Annotated in this window: 29 protein-coding genes; 15 read left to right on the forward strand and 14 right to left on the reverse strand. The window is 65.0% G+C overall.

Annotation, left to right across the window (positions count from 1 at the left end; genetic code table 11):
• Nucleotides 1-30: 30 nt before the first annotated feature.
• Entirely contained in the window at nucleotides 31-711 is a 681-nt protein-coding gene (locus tag BTE28158_RS21270) for an MgtC/SapB family protein (protein ID WP_124905974.1), read from the reverse strand.
• A 261-nt stretch (nucleotides 712-972) separates the two neighbouring features.
• On the opposite strand from BTE28158_RS21270, the gene BTE28158_RS21275 reads away from it, so the two are divergent.
• The 4 genes from BTE28158_RS21275 to BTE28158_RS21290 all read left to right on the forward strand — a co-directional run bounded on the left by BTE28158_RS21275 (nucleotide 973) and on the right by BTE28158_RS21290 (nucleotide 5,480).
• Complete coding sequence (locus tag BTE28158_RS21275) at nucleotides 973-1,917, forward strand: choline ABC transporter substrate-binding protein (RefSeq protein ID WP_151047085.1); 945 nt, start codon at nucleotides 973-975, stop codon at nucleotides 1,915-1,917.
• Nucleotides 1,918-1,952: 35 nt separating this feature from the next.
• Entirely contained in the window at nucleotides 1,953-2,633 is a 681-nt protein-coding gene (locus BTE28158_RS21280; RefSeq protein WP_151047208.1) for a histidinol-phosphatase, read from the forward strand.
• Nucleotides 2,609-2,938 carry a hypothetical protein gene (locus BTE28158_RS21285; RefSeq protein ID WP_239007155.1) on the forward strand — a complete coding sequence of 110 codons (330 nt, stop codon included), beginning with the start codon at nucleotides 2,609-2,611 and terminating at the stop codon, nucleotides 2,936-2,938. The genes BTE28158_RS21280 and BTE28158_RS21285 overlap by 25 nt, the downstream gene beginning before the upstream one ends.
• A 91-nt stretch (nucleotides 2,939-3,029) precedes the next feature.
• Nucleotides 3,030-5,480, forward strand: a complete 2,451-nt coding sequence (locus BTE28158_RS21290) for a phosphocholine-specific phospholipase C (protein WP_151047087.1) — start codon at nucleotides 3,030-3,032, stop codon at nucleotides 5,478-5,480.
• Nucleotides 5,481-5,544: 64 nt separating this feature from the next.
• Here BTE28158_RS21290 and BTE28158_RS32545 read toward each other — a convergent pair whose 3' ends face one another.
• Nucleotides 5,545-5,970 (reverse strand): hypothetical protein, encoded by a 426-nt coding sequence (locus tag BTE28158_RS32545; protein WP_239007156.1) that lies wholly within the window; start codon nucleotides 5,968-5,970, stop codon nucleotides 5,545-5,547.
• Nucleotides 5,971-6,084: 114 nt separating this feature from the next.
• Here BTE28158_RS32545 and BTE28158_RS21300 point away from each other — a divergent pair, with 114 nt between their 5' ends.
• Entirely contained in the window at nucleotides 6,085-6,675 is a 591-nt protein-coding gene (locus BTE28158_RS21300; protein ID WP_151047089.1) for a GNAT family N-acetyltransferase, read from the forward strand.
• A gap of 41 nt (nucleotides 6,676-6,716) precedes the next feature.
• Here the strand turns inward: BTE28158_RS21300 and tam are convergent, their stop codons facing one another.
• Nucleotides 6,717-7,502, reverse strand: coding sequence for a trans-aconitate 2-methyltransferase (gene tam / locus BTE28158_RS21305; RefSeq protein WP_151047091.1), 786 nt, complete (start codon nucleotides 7,500-7,502; stop codon nucleotides 6,717-6,719).
• A 122-nt stretch (nucleotides 7,503-7,624) separates the two neighbouring features.
• On the opposite strand from tam, the gene BTE28158_RS21310 reads away from it, so the two are divergent.
• On the forward strand, nucleotides 7,625-8,521 hold the full coding sequence (locus BTE28158_RS21310; RefSeq protein WP_151047212.1) for a LysR family transcriptional regulator: 897 nt from the start codon (nucleotides 7,625-7,627) through the stop codon (nucleotides 8,519-8,521).
• 16 nt (nucleotides 8,522-8,537) lie between these two features.
• Here BTE28158_RS21310 and BTE28158_RS21315 read toward each other — a convergent pair whose 3' ends face one another.
• A complete protein-coding gene (locus BTE28158_RS21315) occupies nucleotides 8,538-8,972 on the reverse strand; it encodes a GNAT family N-acetyltransferase (protein ID WP_124905980.1) in 435 nt (144 codons plus the stop codon).
• A 189-nt stretch (nucleotides 8,973-9,161) separates the two neighbouring features.
• Entirely contained in the window at nucleotides 9,162-9,500 is a 339-nt protein-coding gene (locus tag BTE28158_RS21320) for a hypothetical protein (protein WP_170296364.1), read from the reverse strand.
• 229 nt (nucleotides 9,501-9,729) lie between these two features.
• Here BTE28158_RS21320 and BTE28158_RS21325 point away from each other — a divergent pair, with 229 nt between their 5' ends.
• The 5 genes from BTE28158_RS21325 (at nucleotide 9,730) to BTE28158_RS21345 (ending at nucleotide 13,812) form a co-directional block, all read left to right on the forward strand.
• Entirely contained in the window at nucleotides 9,730-10,185 is a 456-nt protein-coding gene (locus tag BTE28158_RS21325) for a DUF3304 domain-containing protein (RefSeq protein WP_151047093.1), read from the forward strand.
• An 85-nt stretch (nucleotides 10,186-10,270) separates the two neighbouring features.
• Nucleotides 10,271-10,855 carry a hypothetical protein gene (locus BTE28158_RS21330; protein WP_151047095.1) on the forward strand — a complete coding sequence of 195 codons (585 nt, stop codon included), beginning with the start codon at nucleotides 10,271-10,273 and terminating at the stop codon, nucleotides 10,853-10,855.
• Nucleotides 10,849-11,316, forward strand: coding sequence for a DUF3304 domain-containing protein (locus tag BTE28158_RS21335; protein WP_174920073.1), 468 nt, complete (start codon nucleotides 10,849-10,851; stop codon nucleotides 11,314-11,316). Before BTE28158_RS21330 ends, BTE28158_RS21335 begins: the two co-directional genes overlap by 7 nt.
• 17 nt (nucleotides 11,317-11,333) lie before the next feature.
• Nucleotides 11,334-11,789 (forward strand): DUF3304 domain-containing protein, encoded by a 456-nt coding sequence (locus BTE28158_RS21340; RefSeq protein ID WP_151047097.1) that lies wholly within the window; start codon nucleotides 11,334-11,336, stop codon nucleotides 11,787-11,789.
• 13 nt (nucleotides 11,790-11,802) lie between these two features.
• Entirely contained in the window at nucleotides 11,803-13,812 is a 2,010-nt protein-coding gene (locus tag BTE28158_RS21345; RefSeq protein WP_151047099.1) for a phospholipase effector Tle1 domain-containing protein, read from the forward strand.
• A 76-nt stretch (nucleotides 13,813-13,888) separates the two neighbouring features.
• On the opposite strand, the gene BTE28158_RS21350 is transcribed toward BTE28158_RS21345, so the two are convergent.
• On the reverse strand, nucleotides 13,889-14,092 hold the full coding sequence (locus tag BTE28158_RS21350) for a hypothetical protein (protein ID WP_151047101.1): 204 nt from the start codon (nucleotides 14,090-14,092) through the stop codon (nucleotides 13,889-13,891).
• A 43-nt stretch (nucleotides 14,093-14,135) separates the two neighbouring features.
• Complete coding sequence (locus BTE28158_RS21355) at nucleotides 14,136-15,455, reverse strand: DUF3422 family protein (protein WP_151047103.1); 1,320 nt, start codon at nucleotides 15,453-15,455, stop codon at nucleotides 14,136-14,138.
• Between the two features lie 160 nt (nucleotides 15,456-15,615).
• Here BTE28158_RS21355 and BTE28158_RS21360 point away from each other — a divergent pair, with 160 nt between their 5' ends.
• A complete protein-coding gene (locus BTE28158_RS21360; protein ID WP_059605089.1) occupies nucleotides 15,616-16,491 on the forward strand; it encodes a LysR family transcriptional regulator in 876 nt (291 codons plus the stop codon).
• A gap of 30 nt (nucleotides 16,492-16,521) precedes the next feature.
• On the opposite strand, the gene BTE28158_RS21365 is transcribed toward BTE28158_RS21360, so the two are convergent.
• The gene (locus BTE28158_RS21365) at nucleotides 16,522-17,088 is read right to left on the reverse strand and encodes a hypothetical protein (protein ID WP_151047105.1); all 567 of its coding nucleotides are present in this window, start codon (nucleotides 17,086-17,088) and stop codon (nucleotides 16,522-16,524) included.
• Between the two features lie 119 nt (nucleotides 17,089-17,207).
• On the reverse strand, nucleotides 17,208-17,573 hold the full coding sequence (locus tag BTE28158_RS21370; RefSeq protein ID WP_151047107.1) for a hypothetical protein: 366 nt from the start codon (nucleotides 17,571-17,573) through the stop codon (nucleotides 17,208-17,210).
• A 423-nt stretch (nucleotides 17,574-17,996) separates the two neighbouring features.
• On the opposite strand from BTE28158_RS21370, the gene BTE28158_RS21375 reads away from it, so the two are divergent.
• Nucleotides 17,997-19,133 carry an acyltransferase family protein gene (locus BTE28158_RS21375; RefSeq protein ID WP_151047109.1) on the forward strand — a complete coding sequence of 379 codons (1,137 nt, stop codon included), beginning with the start codon at nucleotides 17,997-17,999 and terminating at the stop codon, nucleotides 19,131-19,133.
• A 57-nt stretch (nucleotides 19,134-19,190) separates the two neighbouring features.
• Here the strand turns inward: BTE28158_RS21375 and BTE28158_RS21380 are convergent, their stop codons facing one another.
• Both BTE28158_RS21380 and BTE28158_RS21385 read right to left on the reverse strand, forming a co-directional pair.
• Nucleotides 19,191-19,781, reverse strand: coding sequence for a class I SAM-dependent methyltransferase (locus BTE28158_RS21380; RefSeq protein ID WP_059605078.1), 591 nt, complete (start codon nucleotides 19,779-19,781; stop codon nucleotides 19,191-19,193).
• 223 nt (nucleotides 19,782-20,004) lie between these two features.
• Entirely contained in the window at nucleotides 20,005-20,988 is a 984-nt protein-coding gene (locus BTE28158_RS21385) for an aldo/keto reductase (protein WP_059605075.1), read from the reverse strand.
• 121 nt (nucleotides 20,989-21,109) lie between these two features.
• Between BTE28158_RS21385 and BTE28158_RS21390 the strand changes: the two genes are divergently transcribed.
• On the forward strand, nucleotides 21,110-22,027 hold the full coding sequence (locus tag BTE28158_RS21390; protein WP_151047111.1) for a LysR family transcriptional regulator: 918 nt from the start codon (nucleotides 21,110-21,112) through the stop codon (nucleotides 22,025-22,027).
• A gap of 22 nt (nucleotides 22,028-22,049) precedes the next feature.
• Here BTE28158_RS21390 and poxB read toward each other — a convergent pair whose 3' ends face one another.
• Nucleotides 22,050-23,771 (reverse strand): ubiquinone-dependent pyruvate dehydrogenase, encoded by a 1,722-nt coding sequence (gene poxB / locus BTE28158_RS21395; RefSeq protein ID WP_151047215.1) that lies wholly within the window; start codon nucleotides 23,769-23,771, stop codon nucleotides 22,050-22,052.
• Between the two features lie 267 nt (nucleotides 23,772-24,038).
• Nucleotides 24,039-24,539: an Lrp/AsnC family transcriptional regulator gene (locus tag BTE28158_RS21400; RefSeq protein WP_059605069.1), complete on the reverse strand. Its 501-nt coding sequence runs from the start codon at nucleotides 24,537-24,539 to the stop codon at nucleotides 24,039-24,041.
• A gap of 191 nt (nucleotides 24,540-24,730) precedes the next feature.
• Here BTE28158_RS21400 and BTE28158_RS21405 point away from each other — a divergent pair, with 191 nt between their 5' ends.
• A complete protein-coding gene (locus BTE28158_RS21405) occupies nucleotides 24,731-25,747 on the forward strand; it encodes a 1-aminocyclopropane-1-carboxylate deaminase (RefSeq protein WP_124903185.1) in 1,017 nt (338 codons plus the stop codon).
• Between the two features lie 217 nt (nucleotides 25,748-25,964).
• On the opposite strand, the gene BTE28158_RS21410 is transcribed toward BTE28158_RS21405, so the two are convergent.
• Complete coding sequence (locus BTE28158_RS21410) at nucleotides 25,965-26,792, reverse strand: hypothetical protein (protein ID WP_151047113.1); 828 nt, start codon at nucleotides 26,790-26,792, stop codon at nucleotides 25,965-25,967.
• Nucleotides 26,793-26,809: the final 17 nt, after the last annotated feature.

Raw genomic sequence — 26,809 nt, forward strand, 5'->3', positions numbered from 1 at the left:
AAATGAACGTCAATGGTATTCGAACCGCGGCTACGCGGCGCTCTCCTCCATCTTTTTGACCCCGCCGAGGGTCTGCAGGGATTGACGGACCACCTGGAATTCGCGGCTCGTCATCTTCGAGAACACCACATGGATCCGGTCGTCGTCCGGTGTCGCGTCGTCCTGTTCGATGACGAACTGGACGATGCGCGCCTGGTCGATCCCGGGCATCGCCTGCAGCGACGTCAGCTTCACCGCGCCGCGGCTCGCGAGGATACGCACGCCCCAGCGCTGCCTCGCGGCGAAGAAGCGCTTCTCGATCGGCTTCAGGCCGGCGAGGATCGTCAGCACGATCGCCGTTGCAGCGATCGCGGCGATGTACATGCCGCCGCCCACCGCCAGCCCGACCGCCGCGACGACCCACAGGCTCGCCGCCGTCGTCAGCCCTCGGATGATCTCGCCGCGCAGCATGATCGACCCGGCGCCGAGAAAGCCGATGCCCGATACGACCTGCGCGGCGACCCGCGACGGGTCGAGCGACACGTTCTTCGCGTTCTGGATGTCCGCGAAGCCGAACGCCGACACGACCATCACGAGCGCCGCGCCGACGGCTACCAGCATGTGCGTGCGCAACCCGGCCGCCCACGACAGCCGTTCGCGCTCGATGCCGATGATGCTGCCGAGCAGCGCGGCCAGCAACAGGCGGGAGATGATTTCCATCTGACTGATCATGCGATGCCTCCATTCTTCGACCGACTTGATGAAACGCGACCCGCCCGAACCGCCGCCCGGCATGTTCTGCTTTCGTCCGGCTGACGGTTCGCACGCGCCGCAGGTTGTATTTTTGTGCGAACTTGCGAATTTGTGCTTTCTAATATACGTTACGAAAAACCGCACGGCTAGACCCAAGTTCGTTCGTTTCATCCGATCAATACGATCGATCGTCGGACCACTCACGCAACCCGATCCGGAACACTTGCTTAGGAGACCAACATGATGAAGAAGGCATGGATGCTGGCCGCAATGCTGCTCGCGTCGATCGCGACGGCGCCCGTTCACGCATCCGAAGGCGACGTCTGCAGGAAGGTGACGCTCGGTGATGTCGGCTGGAGCGACATCGCGGCCACGACCGGCGTCGCGATGATGCTGCTCGACGGGCTCGGCTACGAAGCCAGCAAGACGATCGCGTCGCCGCCGATCGTGCTGGCCGGCGTGAAGAAGGCGCAGATCGATGCGTTCCTCGGCTATTGGGATCCGAGCATGACGCCGACGGTGAAGCCGTTCGTCGACGCCGGCGCCGTGCACCTGCTGCCGCAGCCGAACCTGGTCGGCGCGCGTTACACGCTGGCCGTGCCGCAATACGCATCGGACAAGGGCCTGAAGAGCTTCGCCGACATCGCGAAGTTCCGCGACCAGCTCGACGGCAAGATCTACGGGATCGGCGCCGGCAACAACGGTAACGCGCTGATCCAGCGGATGATCGACAGGAACGAATTCGGGCTCGGCGGCTTCAAGCTCGTCGAGTCCAGCGAGGCCGGGATGCTGGTGCAGGTGACGCGTGCGGTGCAGGAACACCGGATGATCGTGTTCCTGGCGTGGGAGCCGCATCCGATGAACATCAACTACAAGATCGCGTACCTGGAAGGCGGCGACGCCGTGTTCGGCCCGAACTACGGCTCGGCGAAGGTCTACACGCTCGTCACGCCCGGCTACCTCGAACGCTGCCCGAACGTCGGCCGCCTGCTGACCAACCTGAAATTCACGACCGACGAAGAGAACCAGCTGATGGTGCCGATCATGAATCACGCGGATCCGGTCGCGGTCGCGAAGGAATGGGCGAGGAAGAACCCGGGCGTGTTGTCGAAGTGGCTCGACGGCGTCACGACCATCGACGGGAAGAACGCGAAGGACGCGATCGAGAAACTCATCGGCGCATGAGCACGCCAGCAGGCACGCAATACAAGGACTTTCACATGCACAGGAATCTCGCGCTGTTCGATCTCGATCACACGCTGTTGCCGCTCGACAGCGATCAGGCCTGGGGCCGCTTCATCACTCGGGTCGGTTCGCTGGAAGACGACACGCACGCGGCGCTGATCGACGAGCACTACGGCCGCTACGCGGCCGGTACGCTCGACATGGACGCGTATCTCGCGGTGACGCTGGCGCCGCTCACCCGCTATCCACGGGCCCAGCTCGAACGCTGGCACGCGCAGTTCATGGACGAGGTGATTCGGCCGGCCATCACGCCACAGGCGCGCGCGCTCGTCGATCGTCATCGCGAGAGCGGCGATCTCTGCTGCATCGTCACCGCAACCAACGTATTCGTGACGGGGCCGATCGCCGCCGAGTTTGGAATCGAGCATCTACTCGGCATCGAGCTCGATACCGACGACGGCACGCCGGGCGGACGGTTCACCGGACGCAGCACCGGCGTGCCGAGTTTTCGCGAAGGGAAGGTCGTGCGCACGAACGCCTGGCTCGATTCGCTCGGCTACGCACCGTCGGATTTCGAACGAACCTACTTCTACAGCGATTCGATCAACGACGTGCCGTTGCTCGACTACGTCACGCATCCGGTCGCGACCAATCCCGATGCAAGGCTGTCGCATGTCGCCGGCGCGCGCGGATGGCCTGTCATGAAGTTGTTCTGATACGGGCGCTATTCTCCGCTGTTCATTTCATTTCTGGAGGGGCAATGAAAGCAGGAACAGGAACGACGCACGTCAATCACTCAGGAATCCGACTTGAATCGAGTCACGACAACCCCGCTCCGCCCGCCGGCAAGGAAAGTCATTTTCCGCACTGGCGCGGCGCTTTGATGATCGCACTCCTCTGCACGCTGGCCGGTTGCGGCGATGGCGATTCCGGCGCGACCGGCAACCTCGCCGCGAACCGCGCATCGGCATCGGGCCCGGCCGCCGCGCCGGTCCTGCATTGCGCCACGGCTTGCCACTGACGGGCACCTGCCCTTGTCCGGCGCGACTGCCATTGCAACGCGCGGCGTTTGAAGCGCGGCGGCGTCCGGCCATTCATGACAGAGAGCGAACATGCAAAACAAATCCACGACACGACGTCAGTTCCTGGCCGATGCGCTGAAGCTCGCGGGCGCCACGGCAGTCACCGGCATGCTGCCCGAGAGCATCCTGCGCGCGCAGTCGATTCCGGCGGCAACCGTCACCGGCACGATCCAGGACGTGAAGCACGTCGTGATCCTGATGCAGGAAAACAGGTCGTTCGACCACTACCTCGGCACGCTGCGCAGCGCGCGCGGCTTCGGCGATCCGCGCCCCGTCGTGATCTCGAGCGGGTATCCGGTCTGGCGCCAGCCGTGGCTGCTGTCGTACGTGTTCCCGTTCAACCCGTCGCCGCCGGCCGGCAGCGCGAACGGCGACACCTATTACGGAGACCTCGACCACAGCTGGAACGGCACGCACAGCGCATGGAACAACGGCCGCTACGACAACTGGGCCGGCGCGAAGACCAGCGGCACGATGTACTACTTCACGCAGAACGACATCCCGTTCTATTACGCGCTGGCGAGCGCCTTCACCGTATGCGACAGCTACCACTGCTCGATGCTCGGGCCGACCGACCCGAACCGCCTGTATCTGTGGACCGGTTGCTGCGGCAACGTGCCCGGCTATTCACCGTACACGACCAACACGATGACCGGCACCGGCTGGACCACGATGCCGGAACGGCTGAATGAAGCCGGCGTCACGTGGAAGTTCTATCAGGACAAGGGCAACGGGCTCGATGCCGCTCACGGTTACGGCGAATACAACGGCTCCAGCAAGGATCTCTGGTGGAACGGCAACTACGGTGACAACGTCATCCTCAACTTCAGGCAGTACCAGAACCTCGGCGCGAACGATCCGCTTGCGCCGGCGCTCAACGGCACGCAAATCGACCCGACGGGTGGCGGCACCGAATACGACACGCGCCTGTTCAGCCAGTTGCAGGCCGACGTCGCGAACGACACGCTGCCGCAGGTATCGTGGATCGCCGCGCCCTACGCGTACTGCGAACATCCGTCGTGGGCCGCGAGCGGCGGCGAATGGTATGTGAGCAACGTCCTCAACGTGCTGACGTCGAATCCGAAGGTCTGGGCCAGCACGGTGCTGCTCGTGATGTACGACGAGAACGACGGCCTGTTCGATCACGTGCCGCCCGCCGTGCCATCCAGCGCCTACGCGGGCACCAGCCTGTCGACGGTCTCGACCGCGGCCGAATTCGTCGGCAGCAGCGGCGCAGCGTCCGACGGCTCGGCCAGCGGCGACGTGCCGATCGGCCTCGGCCCGCGTGTGCCGATGTTCGTGATCTCGCCGTGGTCGAAAGGCGGCAAGGTCAACTCGCAGGTGTTCGATCACACGTCGGTGATCCGCTTTCTGGAAACGCGTTTCGGGCTGCAGGAAACGAACATCACGCCGTGGCGGCGCACCGTGTGCGGGGATCTCACGTCGGCGTTCGACTTCACGAATCCCGACCAGACGGTGCCCGCGATCCCGAGCCCGGCCAGCAACATGGACCCGAACGGCTGGACGGTCGTCATCCCGCCGGCGACCACCACCGCGGTGCCGGCACAAACGACCGGCCGCAATGCGGCATGCCGGCTGCCGTACGAGTTCTTCGTGCAGGGCAAGGTCAACCGGTCCGGCAAGACGCTCGCGCTGACGATGACCAATACCGGCACGGCGGGCGTGCATCTGCAGGCGTGGGTCGACGGCACCAGCACGATCCCGCGGCAATACACGATCGGTGCCGGCGCAAACGCGTGCACGACCCTGTCCGATTCGCTCGCGCTGAGTTCGGCCGGTGGCTACGACTATTCGGTCTACGGGCCGAACGGATTCCTGCAGACGTTCCGTGGCAACATCGGCGCGTCGGGAAATACCGGTTCGTCGGCCGAAGTGAGCCTCTGTTATGACGTGCAGAACGGCAACGTGCAGATCACGCTCGACAACACCGCCGGATCGAGCCCGACGACGTTCCAGCTCGTCGACAACGCGTACGGCATGAACACGCCGCAGTCGGTCAGCGTGCCGGCCGGCGCGACGCAGGCCGTCACGTGGTACGGCGACGCAGGCTGGTACGACACGAGCATCCGCGACGCGAACGATCCGAACTTCCTGCGCCGCGTGGCCGGCTGCGTGCAGACGCAAGCGGGCGCGCTGCTGACCGATTCGGCGATTGGCAATACGAACGGAAAGTTCGTGCCCGCGCTGTCGTCGCAGGGGTCGACGTACGGTACGCTGCGGTTCGACTACGTCGTGCCGCCCTGGCGCCACAGCCCGAAGAACTGGGTCGGCATCTACCCGCGCGGCGCGCAGCCGACCAAGGGCGGCTACAAGTCGTGGGCGTATCTGCCGAAGAGCACGGGCTCGCTGCTCTTCTCTTCGACGGCGAACAGCGCGCTGGCGTCGGGCCAGTACGATGCGTGGTTCCTCTTCGACGACGGCTACACGCCGCTGGCAGGCCCGGTCGCGATCAGCATCTGACGAGCGGCCGGCGACGCGCGCTCACGGCGCGCGTCGCTCGGCTGGGGCTCACATCAGCAAGTCTTCACGGAGCGCGCCGAACGGCCGTGTCGGATGCGCGTTTTCGGATTTCCAGGATCCACGGCCCGGTGGCCGGCGCGCCGTCGAAATCGCCGAGATTGCCGGCCTTGTCGATCGCGTGCGGAAAATCGCTGACGCGATGCCCCTCATCCGCGATCGCGTCGACGGCGTGCCACGTCATCGTTCTTGCGTGCCGCTTCGCGTCGAGCGAAAACGCTTCTCCGACGGCTTCCTGCTGCGTCGAATTCAACATGGTGTTCCCGTGCCGGTGAATGTCGGTCGGTGCAGTCGATCGTCGTTTCGATACGCACCGCCGACTATCTCGCGTTCCGCGCCGATGCATGGCGTGGTTGCATACCCGTTCCAGGTGCGGCGTCGCCGCCGATATCCCGCATAATCGGGCGTTGAACCGCGCCGCGAAGGGAAGCATTGTGCGAGCGCAGCAATTCGAATCAGGAACGGGCGCGATCCGGCTCGCCGCAAGGCGGCGGCGCTCGTCCCGGGGGAATACCCGGCAATCCCGCTGAAGACAGGACACCGACACATGGACCGAGCCGAGCACATCAGCATCGAACAGGCGAGCGATCTGCCCGCCGACGAACTGAACGGATGCGACTTTTCGTTCGAGATCGCGTGGGAGCTGAATGCGCCGTACCAGGATCTGCTCGATTTGCGCGCGCTGCCCGTGCGGCGCAAGGACTACGGATTCGACCCGGCCGGCTGGGCGCGCGAGGCATCCGGCGGCACCGCGCTGTTCCGCGCCAGCGCGGGCGGGCGCCTCGCGGGATTCGTCGCGATCACCGAAAGCTGGAACGGGATGGCCGAGATCGCGGAACTCGCGGTCGACCGCGGTTGCCGGCGGCAAGGTATCGGCCAGTTCCTGCTGGCGGCCGCGGAAGCATGGGCGCGCAACCGCGGGTTCGGCTTCATGCGGCTGGAAACGCAGGCGAACAACGTCGCGGCCTGCTGCACGTACGCGCGCGCCGGCTTCGTCATCGGCGGCCACGACCGCTTCCTGTACGCCGACGGCGCGAATGACGGGGAAGTCGCCCTCTTCTGGTACAAGGATCTGCGTGACGGGCAGTCCGCAAAGAGCCGGACGGTCGATCCGGAATCGATGCGGCCGCTGTCCTGACCGACGACCGGCCGCCGCACCGCCCCGGTCCTGGTTTCGCCTTACTTCCGCGTCGCGACGATGAACAGGCGCGGGAACGGCAGCAGCACGGTGCCGTCGTCGAGCAGCGGATAGCCGTCCGGACCAGCGAGCGCATCACGATAGCGCGCGACGAATGCGTCGCGCTCGCTTTCGTCCAGCGCCGCGAGAAACGGCCGCAGCGCGCTGCCCTTGAACCATTCGACGACCGCATCGGCCCCGCCGCGCAACGGATGGTAGTAAGTCGTGCGCCAGACATCCACCCGCGAACACAACGGCGACAGCAGCGCGTAGTAATACCGTGCGTCGAACCGTTCGGTGCGCGCCGCGCCCTTGAGCTTGTCCGCCCATCGCCCGCCCGCGGCGACCTCGCGCATCAGCCGGTGCGCGGGTTCGTCGAGGTTGTCGGGCATCTGCACTGCGAGATGGCCCCCCGGCGCGAGCCGACCGACGAGCGACGGAAACAGCGTGTCGTGCGCGGGCACCCATTGCAGCACCGCGTTCGACAGAATCAGGTCGTAGCCGCCCGGATCGTCCCAGGCGGAGACGTCCGCGAGATCGAAACGCAGCGCGGGCAGGCGCTTGCGCGCGGCCGCGATCATGTCCGGCGACGCGTCGATCCCGCGAACCGTCGCGTCGGGTGCGCGCGCGATCAGCGCCTCGGTCGAATTGCCGGGCCCGCAGCCGATGTCGATCGCGGTATGGATCCGCGTACCCGGCACGGCGGCCAGCAGGTCGCGCACAGGCCGCGTGCGTTCGTCTTCGAATCGCACGTACTGGTTGGCGTATTGATCGAGTGGGGTCGTCACGGTATGCCTCCTGGTCGGCGTGGACGGCGTCGGAATACCGACAGCCATCGATGCAGCGCATTCTGCGATCTCGCCGTTCTTCAGTAAAATGAATTTAATATCGTTATTGATTCATGTTTCTGATGAAAATCGATACGCTCGGTGTCCAGGCTTTCGTCGCGATCGCCGACGGCGGCAGCTTCAGGCAGGCGGCCGACACGCTGCACGTCACGCAAACGGCGATCACGCAACGGCTGCGCAAGCTCGAGTCGTTTCTCGGCGTCGCGCTGATCGAGCGCACGACACGCCGCACCACTCTCACCGAAATCGGCCAGCGTTTCCTGCCGCAGGCGCGCCGGCTGCTGAACGAGCTGTCGGATGCGCTGACCGAAATCCGCGAAACGGGCCTGAGCCAGCGCGGCGACGTGACGATCGCGTGCGTGCCGACGGTCGGCGTTCAGTATCTCCCCCGTATTCTGCGTGCGTTCTCCGGGCACCGGCCGCACGATCGCGTGAAGATCCTCGACCACGCGTCGGCGTCGGTATTGCAGGCCGTGCTGCGCCGCGAAGCGGAATTCGGGATCAGCATCGCGGGCGACCAGCACCCCGAACTCGTCAGCGTGCCCCTCACGCATGATCCGTACGTGCTCGTCTGCCGCGACGATCACCCGCTCGCGAGGCGTCGGCGGATCCGCTGGGCCGCGCTGCAGCCGCATCCGCTGATCTTCGCTGGCGAAGTGAGCGGCAATCGCGGGCTGCTCGAAGGTGCGCTGAAGACGAGCGGCGTGACGCTGCATTCGTTCTACGAAGTGCAGCGCAGTTCGACCGCGCTCGGACTCGTCGCCGAAGGCCTCGGCGCGGCCGTGGTGCCGAAGCTCGCGATCCAGAAGAACGCGTATCCGATGATCCGCACGATCGAACTCGTCGAGCCGTCGGTGTCGCGCACGCTCGTGCTGGTCAAGCGCCGGGCCGCGCAGTTGTCGCCCGCGGCGCAGGCGCTGTACGACATGATCGTCGAGCGCGCGACGCCGGCGCGGTGACGTCAGGCAACGTCGTTCATAGCGTCTTGACCATGAACACACGCGCCGCCCCTTCCGGCTCGCACGGCACTTCACCGAACACCTCGTACCCGTGCTTCCGGTAGAAATCCGGCGCCTGGAACGTAATCGTGTACAGCACCGCGCGGGCACATCCGCGCCGCTTCGCCTCCGCTTCAGCCTCGCGCAGCAGCCGGCTGCCGAAGCCGCCGCCACGCAGCGATTCCGGCAGATAAAAGAGGTCGACGAAGAAGAGACCGAGCGAGGTTCGGCCGGTGAGCCCGCCCAGGACCTCGCCGGTCGCGGGATCGGTCACGTAGACGTCGAGCGCCGCCGTGTCGCTGCGGCCCGTCATCGCGTGGTTGAATTCGCCGAGCTTGCGGCTGATGAAATCGCGGGCAGCCGGTTGTTCGGTGTCGGTGAGCTGAAGGGAAACGGCGGGATGCGCGGTCATGGAATGGAGACGTGCGTGAATGAGCCGCCGAACGTGCAGTGTTCGCGGCGGGCGTCGCACGACTATAGCGCGTTCACCGACAGCGCGAGACTGTGCCGATCTTGACGAACATACAAACGACGGGCACATCCGGAACCCGCCGCTTCGTGACGCCGGGAGCCACTGCCTCTCGGGGCCGAACAGCCTCGACTATCCGCTGCCACGCCTGCCCGAAGGCGTATGTTCGGAATGCTGCCGCAGCGCCACGAAAATGAAGTCCGCACTGACACCCCGTACATGAGCGACGCTGCCTCCATGAAGCTGTTTCGCGATTTGGCGCGCGCGTTGCCGCTGCCAACGTAATGGCCACGCACGACCGCGGAGCAGCGGCACGACGATCTGCGCGACTGGCATCGCGCGCGGCGGATCGAGCACACGGGCCCGTTGCGCCTCATCGCGCTCGTCGACGGCGCGCTGGACGATACGATGCTCGTTCGCAACCCGATCATGGTCGCCGTGCCGCTGCTTGTCGGGGCACGGCGGGTTCATGCGGTGACTGCTGGCTACGGTCCTTATCGATAGATTTGCCGAACGATGTAGATGAAACTGACATCCCCGTCCCTTCGTTGCCCAACAAACACGACGGATCTATCGAATTCCATTTCCTGCCCGACCGAAAGATCGAAGCCAAATGGGTCGAGTACCCGACCGACCCACACAACCCGAATACAACGAGCAACGCGTCGCCCGCGACGAACTGACTGACAGGAACGCCGACATGCTGAATTTTCTTCGTCGCCTCATTCGTAATTCAATCGTCGTCGCGGTACCGCTGCTTGGCGGGGCATGGTGGGTGCATGCGCAGACAGGAGGATACGAACCGTATCGGGTCATTAGCTATAACCACACGGATCGAAGCATCTACAGCTTTCAGATCGACGATTTCGGCGCAGGGGGATCATATGCGCACGAGTCCCAAGGAGGCGGTGGCATCGTGTGCTGCATGGATGTCCCTCGAGGGAAAAAGACCTGGCATATCAAGATCATCTATGACTTGACCAAAGAGCAGGCTCAAAAGAATGTGCCGAATGAGGTTTACGAAACCGACATTCCCGTTCCCCCTCTGCCAAACAAGCATGGCGGGTATATCGCATTTCATTTTCTGCCCGATCGAAAGATTGAGGCGCAGTGGGTCGAACGTCGAATCAAGGCAAACATCCCGAACGCAAACTAAGATAGCGAGCGCAGCATGTCGAACGAAACCAGTCCTGCCCAAAGCGCCAACTCAAGCCAATCCGATTCCGCCTCCGGTGCCTCCCGTGCATCGCGCGCAGCGAGCGTCAGCGCGCAGCTTCCCCCCGAACCGCCAAGCCCTTGCTTTCGCTGCCATCAGGAAATCTATCAATCCTTCCTTTTTTGATGGGTTTGCGCAAGGGCTAAAGGATGTCGATCACCCGTCGAATATCCTTCGACTGTTCAATGCACACGAAGAAACAAACGATGAGCGCGGCATCTACAAGATGTACTACGACGGGATGGGCCGCGACCTTGCCAACCAGACGGTCGGCACCGGCAAGAAGGTGGCAAGCGACATCGCGTCCACCGCCGAGAAGATGGCGAGCGACAAGTTTCTGAAAGGGCCTGCCAATGCCGTCGCCGACGATATCCGAAAACGGGCAATGAACGACGCCGGCGACAAAGGTCTACTGACCCGAGCCAGATCCGCGATTCTCGAAGGTACCGCTGCCGCTGGCACTACAGCGAAAAACAATATAAAAGACTCGTTTTCTCTGAAAAGATGGGCATCCGCTGGCGGATTATGCGGCCGAGCGGCAGCAGGCAATGACGGCGGCGGTGGATGCGCAGCCCGAAGCCGGTTGAGTGGCGGGAGAGGCGGATGTTGAGGGGAATGCGTCGGGTGGCTGCAATAGGGATCGCGGTCGCTGGCGGCCTGTGGGGTATGCAGGCACATGCCGAGCGCGACGGGCCGTATCGCGTCGTGGGCTTCAACTACACCGACCGGGGTGTGTACAACTTCGTAGTCGACGATTTCGGTGCCGGCACTGTGCACGCCCGTCAATTCGGCGGCGGTGGAGGCATGGCCTGTTGCATGGAGGTGCTGCGCGACAAGAAGACCTGGCACCTCAAGGTCACATACGACCTGACGCCTGAAGAAGATGCCAGGAATCTGTCGCCGGAAATCTACGAGACGGACATTGCCGTTCCGAAGCTGCCAACCAAACGCGACGGCTATATCGCATTCCATTTCCTGCCCGACCGCAAGATCGAAGCCCAATGGGTCGAATACCCGACCGGTCCGCGCAACCCGAATACCACGAGCAACGCGTCGTCCACGACGAACTGAATGACAGGAACATCGACATGCTGAATTTTCTTCGCCGTCTCATTCGCAACCCGATCGCGATCGCCGTGATGCTGCTCGGTGGTGCGTGGTGGGTGCATGCTCAAACCACAGATTTCGGCCCGTACCGCGTCATCGGTTATAACTTCACCGATCGCAGTATCTACAGTTTCAAGATCGACGAATTTGGCGCAGGTAACGTGCGTGCGCACAAGCCAGGCGGTGGCGGTGGAACCGTATGCTGTATGGATGTACCTCGGGGCAAGAAAACTTGGCACATCAAACTCAAGTACGAGCTGACTCAAGAACAATACAAAAACAACCTTCCCAACGACATCTTCGAGACGGACATTGCTATTCCGCCGCTTCCTGACAAGCACGGCGGATACATCGAATTCTATTTCTTGCCGAAACAGAAAATTGAAGCGCGATGGGCCGAACTGCCGACTGACCCTCACAATCCGAACTTGCAGTAACCGGGAGGAAAGCATGCCTAACGACACAATCCCCGCCCAGGGCGCCACGCCCGTGCAATCCAGCGCCAATGCCGGAGCATCGCGTGCCGCCCGGGCGGCCAGCGTCAGTACACAGCTTCCCGCCGAGCCTCCCAGCCCATGCTTTCGTTGCCACCAGGAAATCTATCAGTCCTTCTTCTTTGACGGCTTCGGACAAAGCCTCGACGACGATAACCCTTCGAATATCGCGCGCCTGTATAAGGCCCATATGGAAAGCGACAATTCAACCGGAATCTATCGAACATACTATGCAGGCATGGGCCGTGATTTACCCAACCAGACGGTCGGCACGCTCAAGAAGGCTGCAAGCGATAGTGGTGCCGCGTTACTCAAGGAAGCCAAAGGCAAAGGCATCGAAGATCCCGCCAAGAAAGTCGGGGTCGATATTGGCAAGCGTGTAATGGCCGATCGAGCCAATCAATCGATATTCGCACACGCCAAGTCATCGATACTCGACGCGATCAGCAATGCCCCCGACACCATAAAGAAATCCCTCAAGGAATCCTTCACAGTCAAAAAAATCGGCACCGACCTTATTCCCGCCGGAATATCAACAGTTGCCGACTCAGTTCCGGCGATACGTGACACCGAATTCTCGGCTGCATATCTGGGTACTGGTTTCGACATCCGAGTCAGTCAGGCACTTGCCGACTTCGAAGCCAATGTCAAACGCGCAACAGACGGTGACCCTCGCGAGCTCAAGCGTATCCGCGTTTCGGTTTTCGGCTACGACAGAGGCGGCACCATCGCCCGGAAATTCGCGAACGAATTGATCGCCAAGGTATGCAAGCAGAAGAACGGTAACGTCACATACAAAGAAATCCCTGTTGAATTCGATTTCATGGGGCTATTCGATTGCGTCTCAACATCCTATGCAGACTCGATATTCACGAAGGCAGTCGCCCCTATTCTTGGTGTCGTGCCGGCCGCAGGAAAAGGCGTCAGCCTCAGCATTAAAGGGCTAAGTGTATTTCTCAGCCTCTCCAAGCAAACGCTTGGCGAATACGATATCCAGAAGGAGTTCAAGTCAATCATCCACCACGTCGCAGCGACAGAGTTGCGCTTCTATAAGAATCTGGATTCACCGAGAAAATCTTCGGATCACGCGAATCTCCTGGAGATCGTCTATCCGGGAAGTCAGGCTGATGTGGGAGGCGGATTTCACGAAGGCGAGAATCAAAAGTCGGCCGAGCTGGCACGCATATCGGCACGGCATATGCTCGATCGAGCATGGTCAGCCGGTGTACCGTTGCTGCCACTCGACAAGCTTCGGAAAACCGACCCGACGGTTGCTCGTGAGTTCGAATTTCAGAAGACAGTCAGCGTCAACGGAAAGAACCTCACCGTCGACGATCTCTTCGCTGCCTACACGGCAATGCTGCCGAAATCGAATGGGCCACTCGAGACATATTTTCTCGAGCACCAGAAGCTGTTCGTGTCGTGGGCGCGTTACGTCCACGATCGCACATCGCATGAAAGCACGGGCGACAACCTGTTCATTAACACCGTGGACGCCGATGTCTACAGCGCAGTCTTCCCGCACGGCGGCGGCTTGCCAAACTATGAGGGCCGGGACTGGTACTACAAGAGCCAGGATCCGAATTCCAAGGTCCCGCAGTTCACCTTCGGCGAACGCCGGACAGTCGACGACATCTCGGACAAGACCGTGCGCGCATTGGCCACCGCATGGGTGCACCCGCCAAAACTGTCACCGGAAGTCATCGCGTTCTTCGACAACTTCGTACACAACACGATCACGCCATTCAACAACGTGTCGCTCGGCGACGGGGTATTCATGCAACTGCGCGAAATCGAAGAAAAAGGCTGGGTCGCACGCCAGACCGACGCCGCGAAGGATTACGTGAAAAAAGTCCTCGGCAACGTGTCGAAGAACATCAAGGATGCGCAGGACGAATACGTCAGGCAGGTCACGTCCGGCCAGATTCCGCACGGCGCGTCGATCGGCGACCTCTCCGGCGATTGAGCAGTACACACCACGCCAATCAGCAAGCCCGCCCGGCCGCACACGCGACCGGGCGCCAACCGCATCCGGCCCCGCGTCAGTTGTACCCGAGAATCGCCACCGCCGCGACGTCCGGCCGGTCGAGCGTATTCCCGACGAGCGACGTCATCGGCTCCTGCAGCACGGCCTGATACGAGGTCACGCGCGGCGCTTCCGGCGCGCCCGGCTCATCCGGTGCCGGTTCGTCGAACGCGGCATCGAAACCGCTGTAAAACCCCGGTTGCCTCTGCGAAAAAGTCATCTCCACTCCTTTACCTGTTTTATCTGTTTATGTTTTCGATGTTCTAACCAACTTGCTTCAATGCCGCCGACTGCACCGGCATGCCGTCGTGCGCCGCCTCCGATCGCGCCAGCTGCGCGCGCGTGCGCCGCGTGATGTGAATCACCGCGAACACGACCGGCGCGATCAGCAGGCCTTCCGCCAGTTCGGGATCGACCGGCAGGTTCATCACGTGCAGTGCCTTGAACGCCGCCGTCGCGAGCGACAGCACGTAGTACGAAATGGCCGCCACCGACAGCCCTTCGACCGCGTGCTGCAAGTGAAGCTGATTGCGCGCGGTGCGCTCCATGCCGGCCAGCAGGCGCGTCACGTCCTTTTCCTGCGCGAGATTCACGCGCGTGCGCAGCAGGTCGACCGCCCGCGCGATCCGCGCGGCGATCTGCTCGTGGCGCGCCCACACGCTGCGGCAGGTTTCCATCGCCGGCGCGAAGCGGCGTTCCATGAATTCGGCGATCGTCGGCATCCCTTCGATGCGCTCCTCGCGCAATTCGTGGATGCGCGCCAGCACGAGCTTTTCGTATGCACGCGACGCGCTGAAGCGGCCACCGGACCCCGACAGCGCCTCGACCCGCACCGCGAGATGCGTGAGCTTCACGAGCAAGGCCGCGTCGTCGCCGTCGGCGCCGCTCGCGTCCATCCGCTGCATCAATGCGTGCAGCGCCGCGTGGATCTCGTCGAGCTCGCGGCTCATCCGGCGCGCGACGGGCAACGCGAGCAGCGCCATCATCCGGTACGTCTCGATTTCATACAGGCGCTGCAGCAGTCGGCCGCCCTGCTCCTCGCGAAAATCCTCGTCGACGACGAGAAAGCGCATGAAGCCGTCGTCGCGCACGTGCCAGTCGCAGTACACCTTGCCACCGCCGAGCACGTTGCTGCCGACGAGCGCGGGGCCGTCGATCCAGCGGCGCAGGTCGCCGCACACGAGCCGCGCGGCGTTGCCCGTCAGCAGCTCCATGCGCACCGCGACGAAGCGGATGCCCGCGAGCCGCGCGAACCACGCAGCCGGAATGCCTTCGATCGCGAGATCGTCGAAATAGCCCGTGTCGCGACGCGGCGCGACAAACGTGAAGGTCGAGAATTCGGTGTGCCGCTCCCACTTAAGATGCCAGCCGCACGGCGACTGCACCGCATAGTGGGTCGCGCCGTCCTGCGGCACGACGATGCCGGTGTCGCGGCACAGTGCGTGCAGCAGCGTTTCGTGGATATCGGGCTGGCCGTCCGCGTAGATCGCGTAATGCGTGAGCGACACGGCTTCGGCGAGCCGCAGGAACGGCCGGGCATGCAATTCCGCGGCCAGCGCGGCGCGCAACGGATGATCCATCATCGGTACACCACTCTTCCTGTTCAACGCTGCGTGCCGGGCTCGCCGGCGTGATGGCCGCACCGCATCGAACGATACGGCAGGCTCGATGCCACTATGGCAGACACACAGCAACAATAAAAACGCATAATGCTGATCGTTACGTTCAGTTTTCCTGATACCCATGAAGATGCTCGATCACGACGTGCTGGCCACCGTCGTCGCCGTCGCGGAAACCGGCAACATGACCCGCGCCGCCGAAGCGGTGAACCGCTCGCAGTCGGCCGTGAGCATGCAGATCAAGAGCCTGGAAGACGCGATCGGCCGGCCGCTGTTCGTGCGCAAGCCGCGCAGCATCGTGCTGACGCGCGAAGGCGAGGTGCTGCTGGGATTCGCCAGACGAATGCTGGCGCTGCGCGACGAGGCGTGGGCGGCCGTGGTGCGGCCGGAAGTGACCGGCAAGGTCGTGATCGGCGTGCCGGACGACTATGCGTCGTCGCTGCTGCCGTCGGTCCTGAAAAAATTCTCGGCGACCTACCCGAAGGTCGAGATCCAGGTGATGGGGCTGCCGAGCAGCGCGCTCGCGCCGCTGATCAAGGAGGGCACCGTCGATCTCGTGTGCGGCACGCGCATCAAGGGGCTGACCGGCGACTTCATCCGCCACGAGCCGATGGCATGGGCCGCGATGACGAACGGGCCGCGCGTGTGGGAAGAACGGCCGCTGCCGATCGCGGTGTTCATGCCGGGCAGCGTTGCGCGCGAGAACGCGATCCGCAGCCTCGAACGCGCGAAGGTGCCGTACCGCACCTCCTATGAAAGCCCGAGCCTGCTCGGGCTCCTCAGCATGGTCGAAGCCGGCCTCGCGGTCGCGCCGCTCGCGCGCTGCGCGATACCCGCGCAGCTGTCGATGCTCGGCCGCTCACACGGGCTGCCCGATCTGCCGCCGCTCGAGCTGATCCTCGCGCGCAGCACGAAATCGAAGCGCCCGCCATGCGACTTTCTCGCAGAGCAGTTGATGGAAGACCTGCAGCGGCAAACCGGCCAGACCGCCGACGCCTGAACCGCTGTCGGGCGCGCGCCGCCTGCGCCGTCACGAACCGCAGGGCCGTGGATGGCCGGCCGCGAGCAGCGCCGCGTTGACGATGCCCGCCACCGTGTCGACGAGCGCTTCCAGCGTGTCGCCATGCACATGCCGCCCGGCAGGCGGAATGCATTCGATACGCCGGCCGCCCCATTGCGACCCGCCCGTCACCGACAGCGTCGCCCCGAACCGGTTGCCGTGCCGCCGGCCGAAGATGCCGACGCGCTGCTCGCCCAGGTACGCCTGCTCCGGAAGAAACAGCCGAATGTCGACCGCAACCTGGTCGGGATCGCCGGCGCGCGCGTTCGCATCGGCCGACGGCGCGAACGTCTTCGCGATGCGCAGCGTCACGTGCGAATCCCAGGCGGCCAGCGGTCCGCCGGCCGCGTCGACACGTTCGAGGTCGACCGACCACTGATGGCGATCCGGCAGCCGGATCGCCTGACGCAGCAGCACCTCCGCCGCGCGCACGGTCACCCGCAGCTGCATGGCAAGCTGCGTGCCCGACGGCAACGCCGCCACGCGCAAGCGGCCGCTTGCCGGACGCGTAGTCTGCACTTCTTCCATGAGGTGCATGGATCCTCCCTGTCGAGGGCCGGCGCCGCGTGCGACGCGGCGCACAAACGCTCGCCGCGACCGGCCCGCGGACAGCACGACGGCCGGCGAATCGGCGGCAAACCGTAACGTACGAGCAATCAGCGTTCCCCGGCCTGACGATCCTGCGTCGCCACGCGCAGACGGCGGGCAACGGGACCGATCACGGCATCGACCTGCTGCGCGATCAGCATGTGCAGCGTGAAGTCGAGATTCTCCGGCGCGATGTCGAATTCCACATGGATCACGTCGCGCACGGTACGCGCGCTGACCACATATACGCCGAGCGGGGAATGCAGCAGCGCCGCGAGCCGGGCGTGCGCGAGCGCGCCGGTGTCGGCCGTCAGCGTGACGGGCAACCGCAGGCGCGGACGCGGCGGCGGGAGCGGGACGACGGTAGTGCGCGCGCCGGCACGCAGCTGGCGGCCGACGATGTCGCACCCGGGTACGGGATGGATGAAGGTCATGGTGCGGACGGAGGGCGTCCTGGCTGTTGGACACATCCCGAGCTTAGAAGGCGCCGCATAAATACCGTGCAAAAAAACGGCTTTGCAGTGCAAAAAACGGCATGCCGGAAGAGCAGCACATACCGGTCGGGTTGCGCGGCGTGCGCCCCGTCAACGCTGACAGGACAATCGCCAACGATCCGCCGATACACTTGTGCCACCGTGACGTCCGGCGTCCTCGATGCCGGACGGCGCTTTAATTGCACGCACGCTCCACCGCTTCCGGTTGGCCAGCCTGCATCGCACATGTCGCCCCGATCCGATGGAGTCCTGCTTGAACCCCTGGCGCCCCACGCTGCCCGACGCCCAATCCGACACCGTGCGGCATTCACGCGACACGTTCCCGGCCGCGCGGCCGGCTCGCGCGCAACCGGGCCGGCCGCAATGAGCGCCGGGCCGCGCAATGCCCGGATCGACGTGCTGCGCGGCGTGTCGATCCTGCTCGTCCTGCTGCATCACTTCAACATCCCGTATTCGCTGCGCGACACGTCCGTCGCGCGCATGTTCGGCTGGGACGCGGTGCACGCGGTGGTCCGCAACGGCAACTATGGCGTGACGATGTTCTTCGTGATCTCCGGCTACCTGATCACGTCGAATGCGCGCCGCCGCTGGGGCAGCCTCGGCGCGGTGGACGTGCGCGCGTTCTACGTGTCGCGCATCGCGCGCATCGTCCCGTGCCTGCTCCTGCTGCTCGCGCTTGTCAACGGGCTGGCGGCGACCGGCGTGCCGATCTTCTTGAACCACGCGCCGCAGGGTGTCGCCGTGTCGTTCTGGCTCGTCAATCTCGCGTCGCTGACGTTCTGGATGAACGTGCTGATCGGCACGTATGGATGGGTCAATTACGCGCTCGGCGTGCTGTGGTCGCTGTCGGTCGAAGAGATGTTCTACCTGTCGTTTCCGCTGCTGTGCATCGCCCTGCGCCGCGACGCGCGACTGTTCGCGTTCTGGCTGGCGGTCGTCGCGATCGGGCCCGTGTACCGCTTCACGCATGCGAGCGACGAAGGCGGGTTTCTGTATGCGTATTTCGCGTGCTTCGACGGAATCGCGATCGGCTGCTGCACCGCGGTGCTGGCCGGACGCGCCGGCTGGCAGCGGCTCGCGGCCGCGCCCGTGCAATGGCTGACCGCGATCGCGATGACCGTGCTCTATCTCGCGTGGCCGATCGCCCAGAGCCATGTGATCGGCGTATCCGCGATGGCGCTCGGCACAGCCGTGCTGCTGATCGGCGCGCATGCCCGCGGCGAGCGAGCACCGGGCCGCGCGCTCGCGCCGCTGCGCTGGAGCGGCCGGCTCAGCTACGAGTTGTACCTGTTTCACCTGATCGCGCTCGGCGCGCTGCGCACGGTGTGGCCGCCCGCCACCATGCACGGCAACGGCAAGCTCGTGCTGCTCGTCGCGTATCTGGTGTTGTCGGCCGGATTGAGCGCGTCCGTCGCGCGCGGCTACGCGACGCCGCTCGACCGCATCATCCGGCGGGCCGCGTCGCGGCCCGCGCCGCGCGTGCCGGACGCCGCGACATGAGCCGCGGCCGACGGCATCCGCAGGGTCGATGAAAGGAAGCGCGGCACGATGTGGGCATCACGCCGCCTGTCCGATCGCGGCCCGGCGCATCGTGACGATGCGCGCGGGCGGAATATTTGCCCACACGATCCGGCTGGCGTCGGCAACAAATGCCGGATCGCGCAGCGGGTGACGCTCGGGCACGCGCAAATCGTAGGTGAACTGGATCATCACGCCGTCGACTGACAGCACGCGCTCGCACTGCCCGACGATCGCCGTCACGTCCTGGCGCGGCAGCGTGCGCAGCGGCAAGCAGGACACGATCGCATCGACCGCCGCGTCGGACGGCAGCAGCCGCTCGAGCTGTCGCGCGTCGCCCGACACGATCGAGATACCGGGGAAGCGGCGTCGCAGGTGCTGCACGAACGCCGGCGACCGCTCGACCACCACGAGGCGCCGTGGCGCGACGCCGCGTTCGAGCAACGCGGCGGTGATCGCGCCGGTGCCACCGCCGAGCTCGACGACGAGGCCGTCGCCGTCCGGCACGGCATCGGCCATCTCGCGCGCCAGATGCCGCGAACTCGGGCACAACGCGCCCACCGCGGCCGGGCGGCCGACCCACTCGCGCACGAACAGTGCCGAGACACGCAACGCGTTCGGCCAGATCATCGGCCAACCTTGCGCGGTTGCGCTTTCAGCTTCGACGTGCCAATGACTGCCTGCAACAGGGCTACGACGACACGAGGTTCTTTCACGTGCATCCTCCTGAACAAATCGGTCCGCCGCGCTCGCGCGGCGATCAATCGATTCTAGGAAATGCAAACTTAAGGCGACGTGAAGATTGTCCCTGATTGCGTCATCGATGCGGGCCGTGCAACCGACGGCTGCCCGATCAGCGGTCGACGCGCTGCTGAAGCTGCGCGGGATACCGCTCGCCGACGATCGTGATCTGGCGCAGCGCCGTCTCGATCGCCGACAGTTCGTCGGTCGTCAGCACCACCGCGGCCGCGCCCACGTTTTCGTCGAGCCGATGCAGCTTCGTCGTGCCCGGAATCGGCACGATCCACGACTTGCGGGCCAGCAGCCACGCCAGCGCGATCTGCGCGCGCGTCACGCCCTTGTCGGCCGCGATCCGGCCGAGCAGGTCGACGAGGCCCGCGTTGGCCCTGCGGTTTTCTTCCGAGAAGCGCGGCACGATATTGCGGAAGTCGGTCACATCGAACGTCGTGCTCGCATCGATCGCCCCCGTCAGGAAACCCTTGCCGAGCGGGCTGAACGCCACGAAGCCGATGCCGAGCTCCTCGAGCGTCGGCAGGATGCGCTCCTCCGGCTCGCGCCACCACAGCGAATATTCGCTTTGTAGCGCCGCGACGGGCTGCACCGCGTGCGCGCGGCGAATCGTCTGCTCACCGGCTTCCGACAGCCCGAAGTGCGCGACCTTGCCTTCGCCGATCAGATCCTTGACGGTGCCCGCGACGTCCTCGATCGGCACGTTCGGATCGACGCGATGCTGATAGAACAGATCGATGCGGTCGACCTTCAGCCGCTTGAGCGCTGCGTCGGCCACCGCGCGGATCTGCGACGGCCGGCTGTCGACGCCCTTCATCGGCTCGCCATTCTCGAAACCGAACTTGGTGGCGATCACGACCTGATCGCGAAACGGCGCCACCGCCTCGCCCACCAGCTCCTCGTTGACGAACGGGCCGTACGCTTCGGCCGTATCGAAGAAGGTCACGCCACGTTCGAACGCCGCGCGAATCAGCGCGACGCCGCTCGCCTTGTCGGTGGCCGGACCGTAGCCGTAACTCAATCCCATGCAGCCGAGCCCGATTGCCGAGACTTCGAGGCCGCTCTTTCCAAGCATGCGCTTTTGCATGACTTTCTCCTGCTGAAAGGTGAAGACGATTGACGGGATGCCCGAGGAAGCGAGTGTAGGTTGATGGATAAGTCTCAACAATCGGCGTAACATTTCATGCATTATTGAGGGAATTTAATTAATGCTGCGCACTGGCCTCGGCGAACTCACGACCTTCATCACGATCGCGGAACAGCGCAGCTTCAGCGGCGCGGCCCGCATCCTCGGCGTGTCGCCGTCGGCGCTGAGCCATGCGATCCGTCATCTCGAGGCGCGGCTCGGCGTGCGCCTGTTCAACCGCACGACCCGCTCCGTCGCGCTGACCCAAGCCGGCGAACAGTTGCTGCTGCGCGTGCGGCCCGCCGTCGCCGATCTCGAGGACGCGATGAACGACGCCGCGACCGCCCGCAACCGGCCGTCCGGCCAGATCCGGATCAGCGCGTCGGAATCCGCGTCGCGCCCGCTGATCCGGCATGTGCTGCCCGGCTTCGTCGCGCGCTATCCGGACATCCACGTGGAGTTCGTCGTCGATTCGCGGCTGATCGACATCGTCGAACACGGCTTCGACGCCGGCATCCGCGTGCGGGAGGACGTGCCGCGCGACATGATCGCCGTGCGGTTCGGCGACGCTGTCCGCTTCGTCGCGGTGGCGTCGCCCGACTACCTGGCGCGGCACCCCGCGCCGGACACGCCACAGGACCTCACGCGCCACCGGTGCATCCGGTTCCGCTTCGAAAGCGGCGCGCTCTATCGATGGGACCTGATGCGCGACGGCAAGCGCGTGAGCGTCGACGTCGACGGGCCGATGACGCTCGGCAACCTGGGGCTGATGGTCGACGCGGCGCTCGCCGGCATCGGCATCGCATGGGTCACGCACGCGCGGGTCGCCGAGCATCTGGCCGACGGCCGGCTCGTGCGCGTGTTGCCCGAATGGGCGCAGACATTCGACAGCCTGTGCCTCTACTATCCGGCGAACCGGCATCCGCCAGCCGCCCTGCGGCTGTTCGTCGAAGCCGTGCGCGAATGGACGGCTGCGGGAGGTAACGCGTCGGACGACTGACGGTTCGCCCCGCTCCGCCACTTCACCGCAGGTTGGTCCTCGCCAGCTCGACGATCTCGTCGCCGCGCCCGCTCAGGATCGCGCGCAGCATGAACAGGCTGAAGCCCTTCGCATGCGCGAGCTCGATCTTCGGCGGCATCGCCAGTTCGTACTTCGACGTGACGACGTCGACGACCGCCGGCCCGTCATGCGCGAACGCCGTGCGCAATGCCTGCTCGACGTTCTCCGAATGTTCGACGCGCACGCTGAAGATGCCCGCGCCCTTCGCGATCGCCGCGAAGTCGGTCGGGCTCAGGTCGACGTTCGTGTCGAGATAGCCGGCCGCCTTCAGCTCCATCGACACGAAGCCGAGCAGGCTGTTGTTGTAGACGACGATCTTGATCGGCAGGTTGAGCTGGCGCGCGGTCAGCAGATCGCCGAGCAGCATCGACAGCCCGCCGTCGCCCGACAGCGACACGACCTGCCGCCCCGGATGCGCGCCCTGCGCGCCGAGCGCCTGCGGCATCGCGTTCGCCATCGAGCCGTGGTTGAAGGAGCCGTGCAGCTGGCGCTTGCCGTTCATCGTCAGGTAGCGCGCGGCCCACAGCGTCGGCGTGCCGACGTCGGCCGTGAAGATCGCGTCGTCGGCCGCGACGTCGTCGACGATCTTCGTCAGGTATTGCGGATGAATCGCGCGGCCCGGCGGCTCGGCCACCGCGAGATCGTCGAGCCCCTTGCGCGCAGCCGCGTAGTGCTTCAGCGAGTTCTCGAGGAAGCGCCGCTGCGTCTTGCGCGTGAGGCGCGGCAGCAGCGCAGCGATCGTTTCCTTCACCGTGCCGACGAGCCCCAACGCAAGCGGCGCACGGTGCCCGAGCTGCGAGCCTTTGCAGTCGATCTGCGCGATCTTTGCGTTGGTCGGATAGAACGGCCGGTAAGGGAAGTCCGTGCCGAGCATCAGCAGCGTGTCGCACGATTCCATCGCGTGATAGCCCGAGCTGAAGCCGATCAACCCCGTCATCCCGACGTCGAACGGGTTGTCCCATTCGACGAACTGCTTGCCGCGCAGCGCATGCACGACCGGCGCGCCGAGCGTGTCGGCCAGCGCGACCACTTCGTCGTGCGCGCCCTGCGTGCCGCTGCCGCACAGCAGCGTGACCGCGTCCGACGCGTCGAGCAGCGCCGCGAGCCGGTCGAGATCGGCGTCGGCCGGAAGGATCGACGGCGGCGCCGAGCCGCTCCACGCAGGCGCCTCTTCCGGGCCGTCGCCGAGCGCGATGTCGCCCGGCAGCACGATCACCGCGACGCCGCGCTCCTCGATCGCGGTGCGCATCGCGCGCGCGAGCACGCGCGGGAACTGCGATGCGTTGGTCACGAGTTCCGCGAAATGACTGCACTCGCGGAACAGCTCCTGCGGATGGGTTTCCTGGAAGTAGCCGAGGCCGATCTCGGTCGACGGGATGTGCGCGGCGATCGCCAGCACCGGCTGGTGATTGCGATGGCAGTCGTAGAGGCCGTTGATCAGGTGCAGGTTGCCGGGGCCGCAGCTGCCCGCGCACACCGCGAGCCGGCCGGTCGACGCGGCATCGGCGCCGGCCGCGAACGCGGCGCTTTCCTCGTGCCGCGTATGCATCCAGCGGATCGAGCCGATCTGGCTCAGGCTGAACGACAGCCCGTTCAGGCTGTCGCCCGTCACACCCCAGATCCGCTCGACGCCCGCTGCCGCCAGCGTCTTCGCCAGGTATTCCGCCATCGTCTGTCTAGCCATCATGCCCTCGCTCATTGATCGGTCGTTACACGATTGATCCGGCTACGGCAGCCGCCGTCGCCGCTGACGGGACGAGCATACGCGATCGTGCCGCGCGGCGTCGTGACGATGCGAGCGTCACGCGCGGCGACGCGGCGGCTAACGGGCGCGGCAACGCAGAGTGCGGCACGCCAGTCGTTTTCTCGACGGAACTGCCCTGCGATGCGGCGCGCTCCGCGGCCCGCATGCCGTCAACGCAGCCTGCGCGGCCGACCACATCGCGATGCGCTACACCGGCAGTGCATGCGTGGACAGAATCTCCTTGAGCACCATGAACGAACGCACCTGCCGCACACCGGGCAGGTACAGCAGTTGTTCCGCGTGCAAGCGGTTGAAGCTCTCGTTGTCGCGCGTGCGGACCAGCATGAAGTAGTCGAATTCGCCGGTTACCACGTGACATTCGACACACCCCGACACCTTCTGCGCGGCCTTCTCGAATTCGGCGAACGCCTCGGGCGTCGAACGATCGAGTACGAAGCCGATCACGACCAGCATCCCGGCACCCAGCGGCTTCGGGTCGAGCAGCGCGACGATACCGCGAATCAGCCCCATCTCCTTCAACCGTTCGACGCGCCGCAGGCACGCCGGCGCGCTCAGCTTCACCTTCGCGGCGAGGCTCACGTTCGAGATCGACGCGTCCTGCTGCAACTGCCGCAGGATCGCGCGGTCGATGCGGTCGAGCACCGGCGCGGCGGCGGCCGGCAAGGCATTGCCGCGATCTAATTTCATTGCGTCTCCTGGACTTTTTACGAACAAAAATTATCCATCTGATCCTCATCTCATCGACAACGTAGGCCCTCGTTATTAATTTCGCAAGCTCATTTCGCGCCGTCCTGCCTATCATTTTTCCATTGGGACACGGCGTGCCGGCCGCCCCCGTCCGATGCGAATTCCCGCCCACAGCCTTTCGGAGCTTGTCGATGAACCTGCAACGTTTCCCCCGCTATCCGCTCACGTTCGGCCCGACGCCGATCCAGCCGCTCAGGCGTCTGAGCGCGCACCTCGGCGGCAAGGTCGAGCTGTATGCGAAGCGCGAGGACTGCAACAGCGGCCTCGCTTTCGGCGGCAACAAGACGCGCAAGCTCGAATACCTCGTCCCCGACGCGCTCGCGCAAGGCGCCGACACGCTCGTGTCGATCGGCGGCATTCAATCGAACCAGACACGCCAGGTCGCGGCCGTCGCCGCGCATCTCGGGATGAAGTGCGTGCTCGTGCAGGAGCACTGGGTCAACTACGAGGATCCGGTGTACGACCGCGTCGGGAACATCCAGCTGTCGCGAATGATGGGCGCCGACGTGCGGCTCGTTGCCGACGGTTTCGACATCGGCATTCGCCGCAGCTGGGAAGAAGCGATGGAGAGCGTGCGGCAGGCGGGCGGCAAGCCGTATCCGATTCCGGCCGGGTGTTCCGAGCATCCGCTCGGCGGACTCGGGTTCGTCGGCTTCGCGGAAGAAGTGCGCGAGCAGGAAGCACAACTTGGCTTCAAGTTCGATTACATCGTGGTCTGCTCGGTCACGGGCAGCACGCAGGCGGGGATGGTCGTCGGCTTCGCGGCCGACGGACGCGCGGACCGCGTGATCGGCATCGACGCGTCGGCAACGCCCGAGCGCACACATGAACAGATCACGCGCATCGCGCGGCACACGGCCGAGCTGGTCGGGCTGGGGCGCGATATCGAGGAGAAGGACGTGGTGCTCGACACGCGCTATGCCGGGCCGGAATACGGACTGCCGAACGATGGCACGCTGGAGGCGATTCGTCTGTGTGCGCGGCTGGAAGGCATGCTGACCGATCCCGTCTATGAAGGGAAATCGATGCACGGGATGATCGACCACGTGCGGCGCGGGGAATTCGAGCCAGGGTCGAAGGTGCTGTATGCGCACCTTGGCGGGGTGCCGGCGTTGAGTGCATATAGCGGGATTTTTCGGGAAGGTTGATCGCGCGATGCGGCACGCCGGCGAGGCATGCGCGAAGTCGGCGCCGCCTCGCCGGTGTGCCGCCTCTTGCCGATTCCCACTGGACGGCCGCTTCGATCCGACCAGGCCGTCGTTCTCACGCGCGTGCCGCACAGACTGGCACGCACGCCGCGATGCACCGGATGCACCCAGTTCGACCAGTGCTGCACGTCAGGACATGCAGCGCCGGCCCGGAACGTCAGTTCACCTGCAATTGACCACCGCGGCCAAGGCCGCCCTTGACGTCCTGCGCCTTGTAGCTGCGCAGCGCGACGACCATCTTGTTCCACGCGTCGATAAACGCGACGACCGTCGCCTTGCCTTCCGGCGTCGTCGAGAAGCCGGCGAGACCGCCGCCCACGCCACCGCCCAGGCCGCCCAGCGCCGCGCCGTAGTTGGTCGCCGTCGAGCTGCCTTCCGACGCCGCGATCTGCACGGCCGAGCGCACGTCGAACAGCGTCAGCGTCACGACCGACGCCTTCGTCTGCAGATGCCCGGCCACCGCCGCGATCGCGCTGTTGCCGATCAGCCCGCCGATCATGCTGCCGATGCCGCCGATCGGCGAATCGTTGATCACGATCTGCGGCTCCATGTAGTAGTCGGCCGCGACGCGCTGGCCCTTGTGCTGCTTCGAACCCGCACGGTATTCGCCCGAGTTGCGCTGCAGCTGCGTGATGCGCGACAGGCGCGCATCGCTCTTCTGGTTGCCGATCGACGTGATCACGAAGCAGTTCGACTGCTGGACGGCCAGGCGCAACAGCGGGTCGATGCTCGTCACCTTGGTCGCGCTGCCGAACGGGCCCCACCAGTCGGCATTGCGGCCGTCGTCGACCGCGATCGTGCCGAGCGGCGACGCGCAGCGCCGCAGTTGCGAATCCGCACCGGCGCTCGCGCCGCCCGCGGCAGCGCCCGTGACGCCGGCGTTCTGGCCGCCGGGCGTCACCATGCCGCCGCAGCCGGCGACGGACGCGCAAAGCGCTGCAACCAGCGCACCTTGAGTGAGACGTTGGGAAAGGATGGTCTTCATGTCGTTGTCGATCGATA

Source organism: Burkholderia diffusa, assembly GCF_902499115.1.
In the GTDB taxonomy this organism is placed as follows: Bacteria; Pseudomonadota; Gammaproteobacteria; order Burkholderiales; family Burkholderiaceae; genus Burkholderia; species Burkholderia diffusa.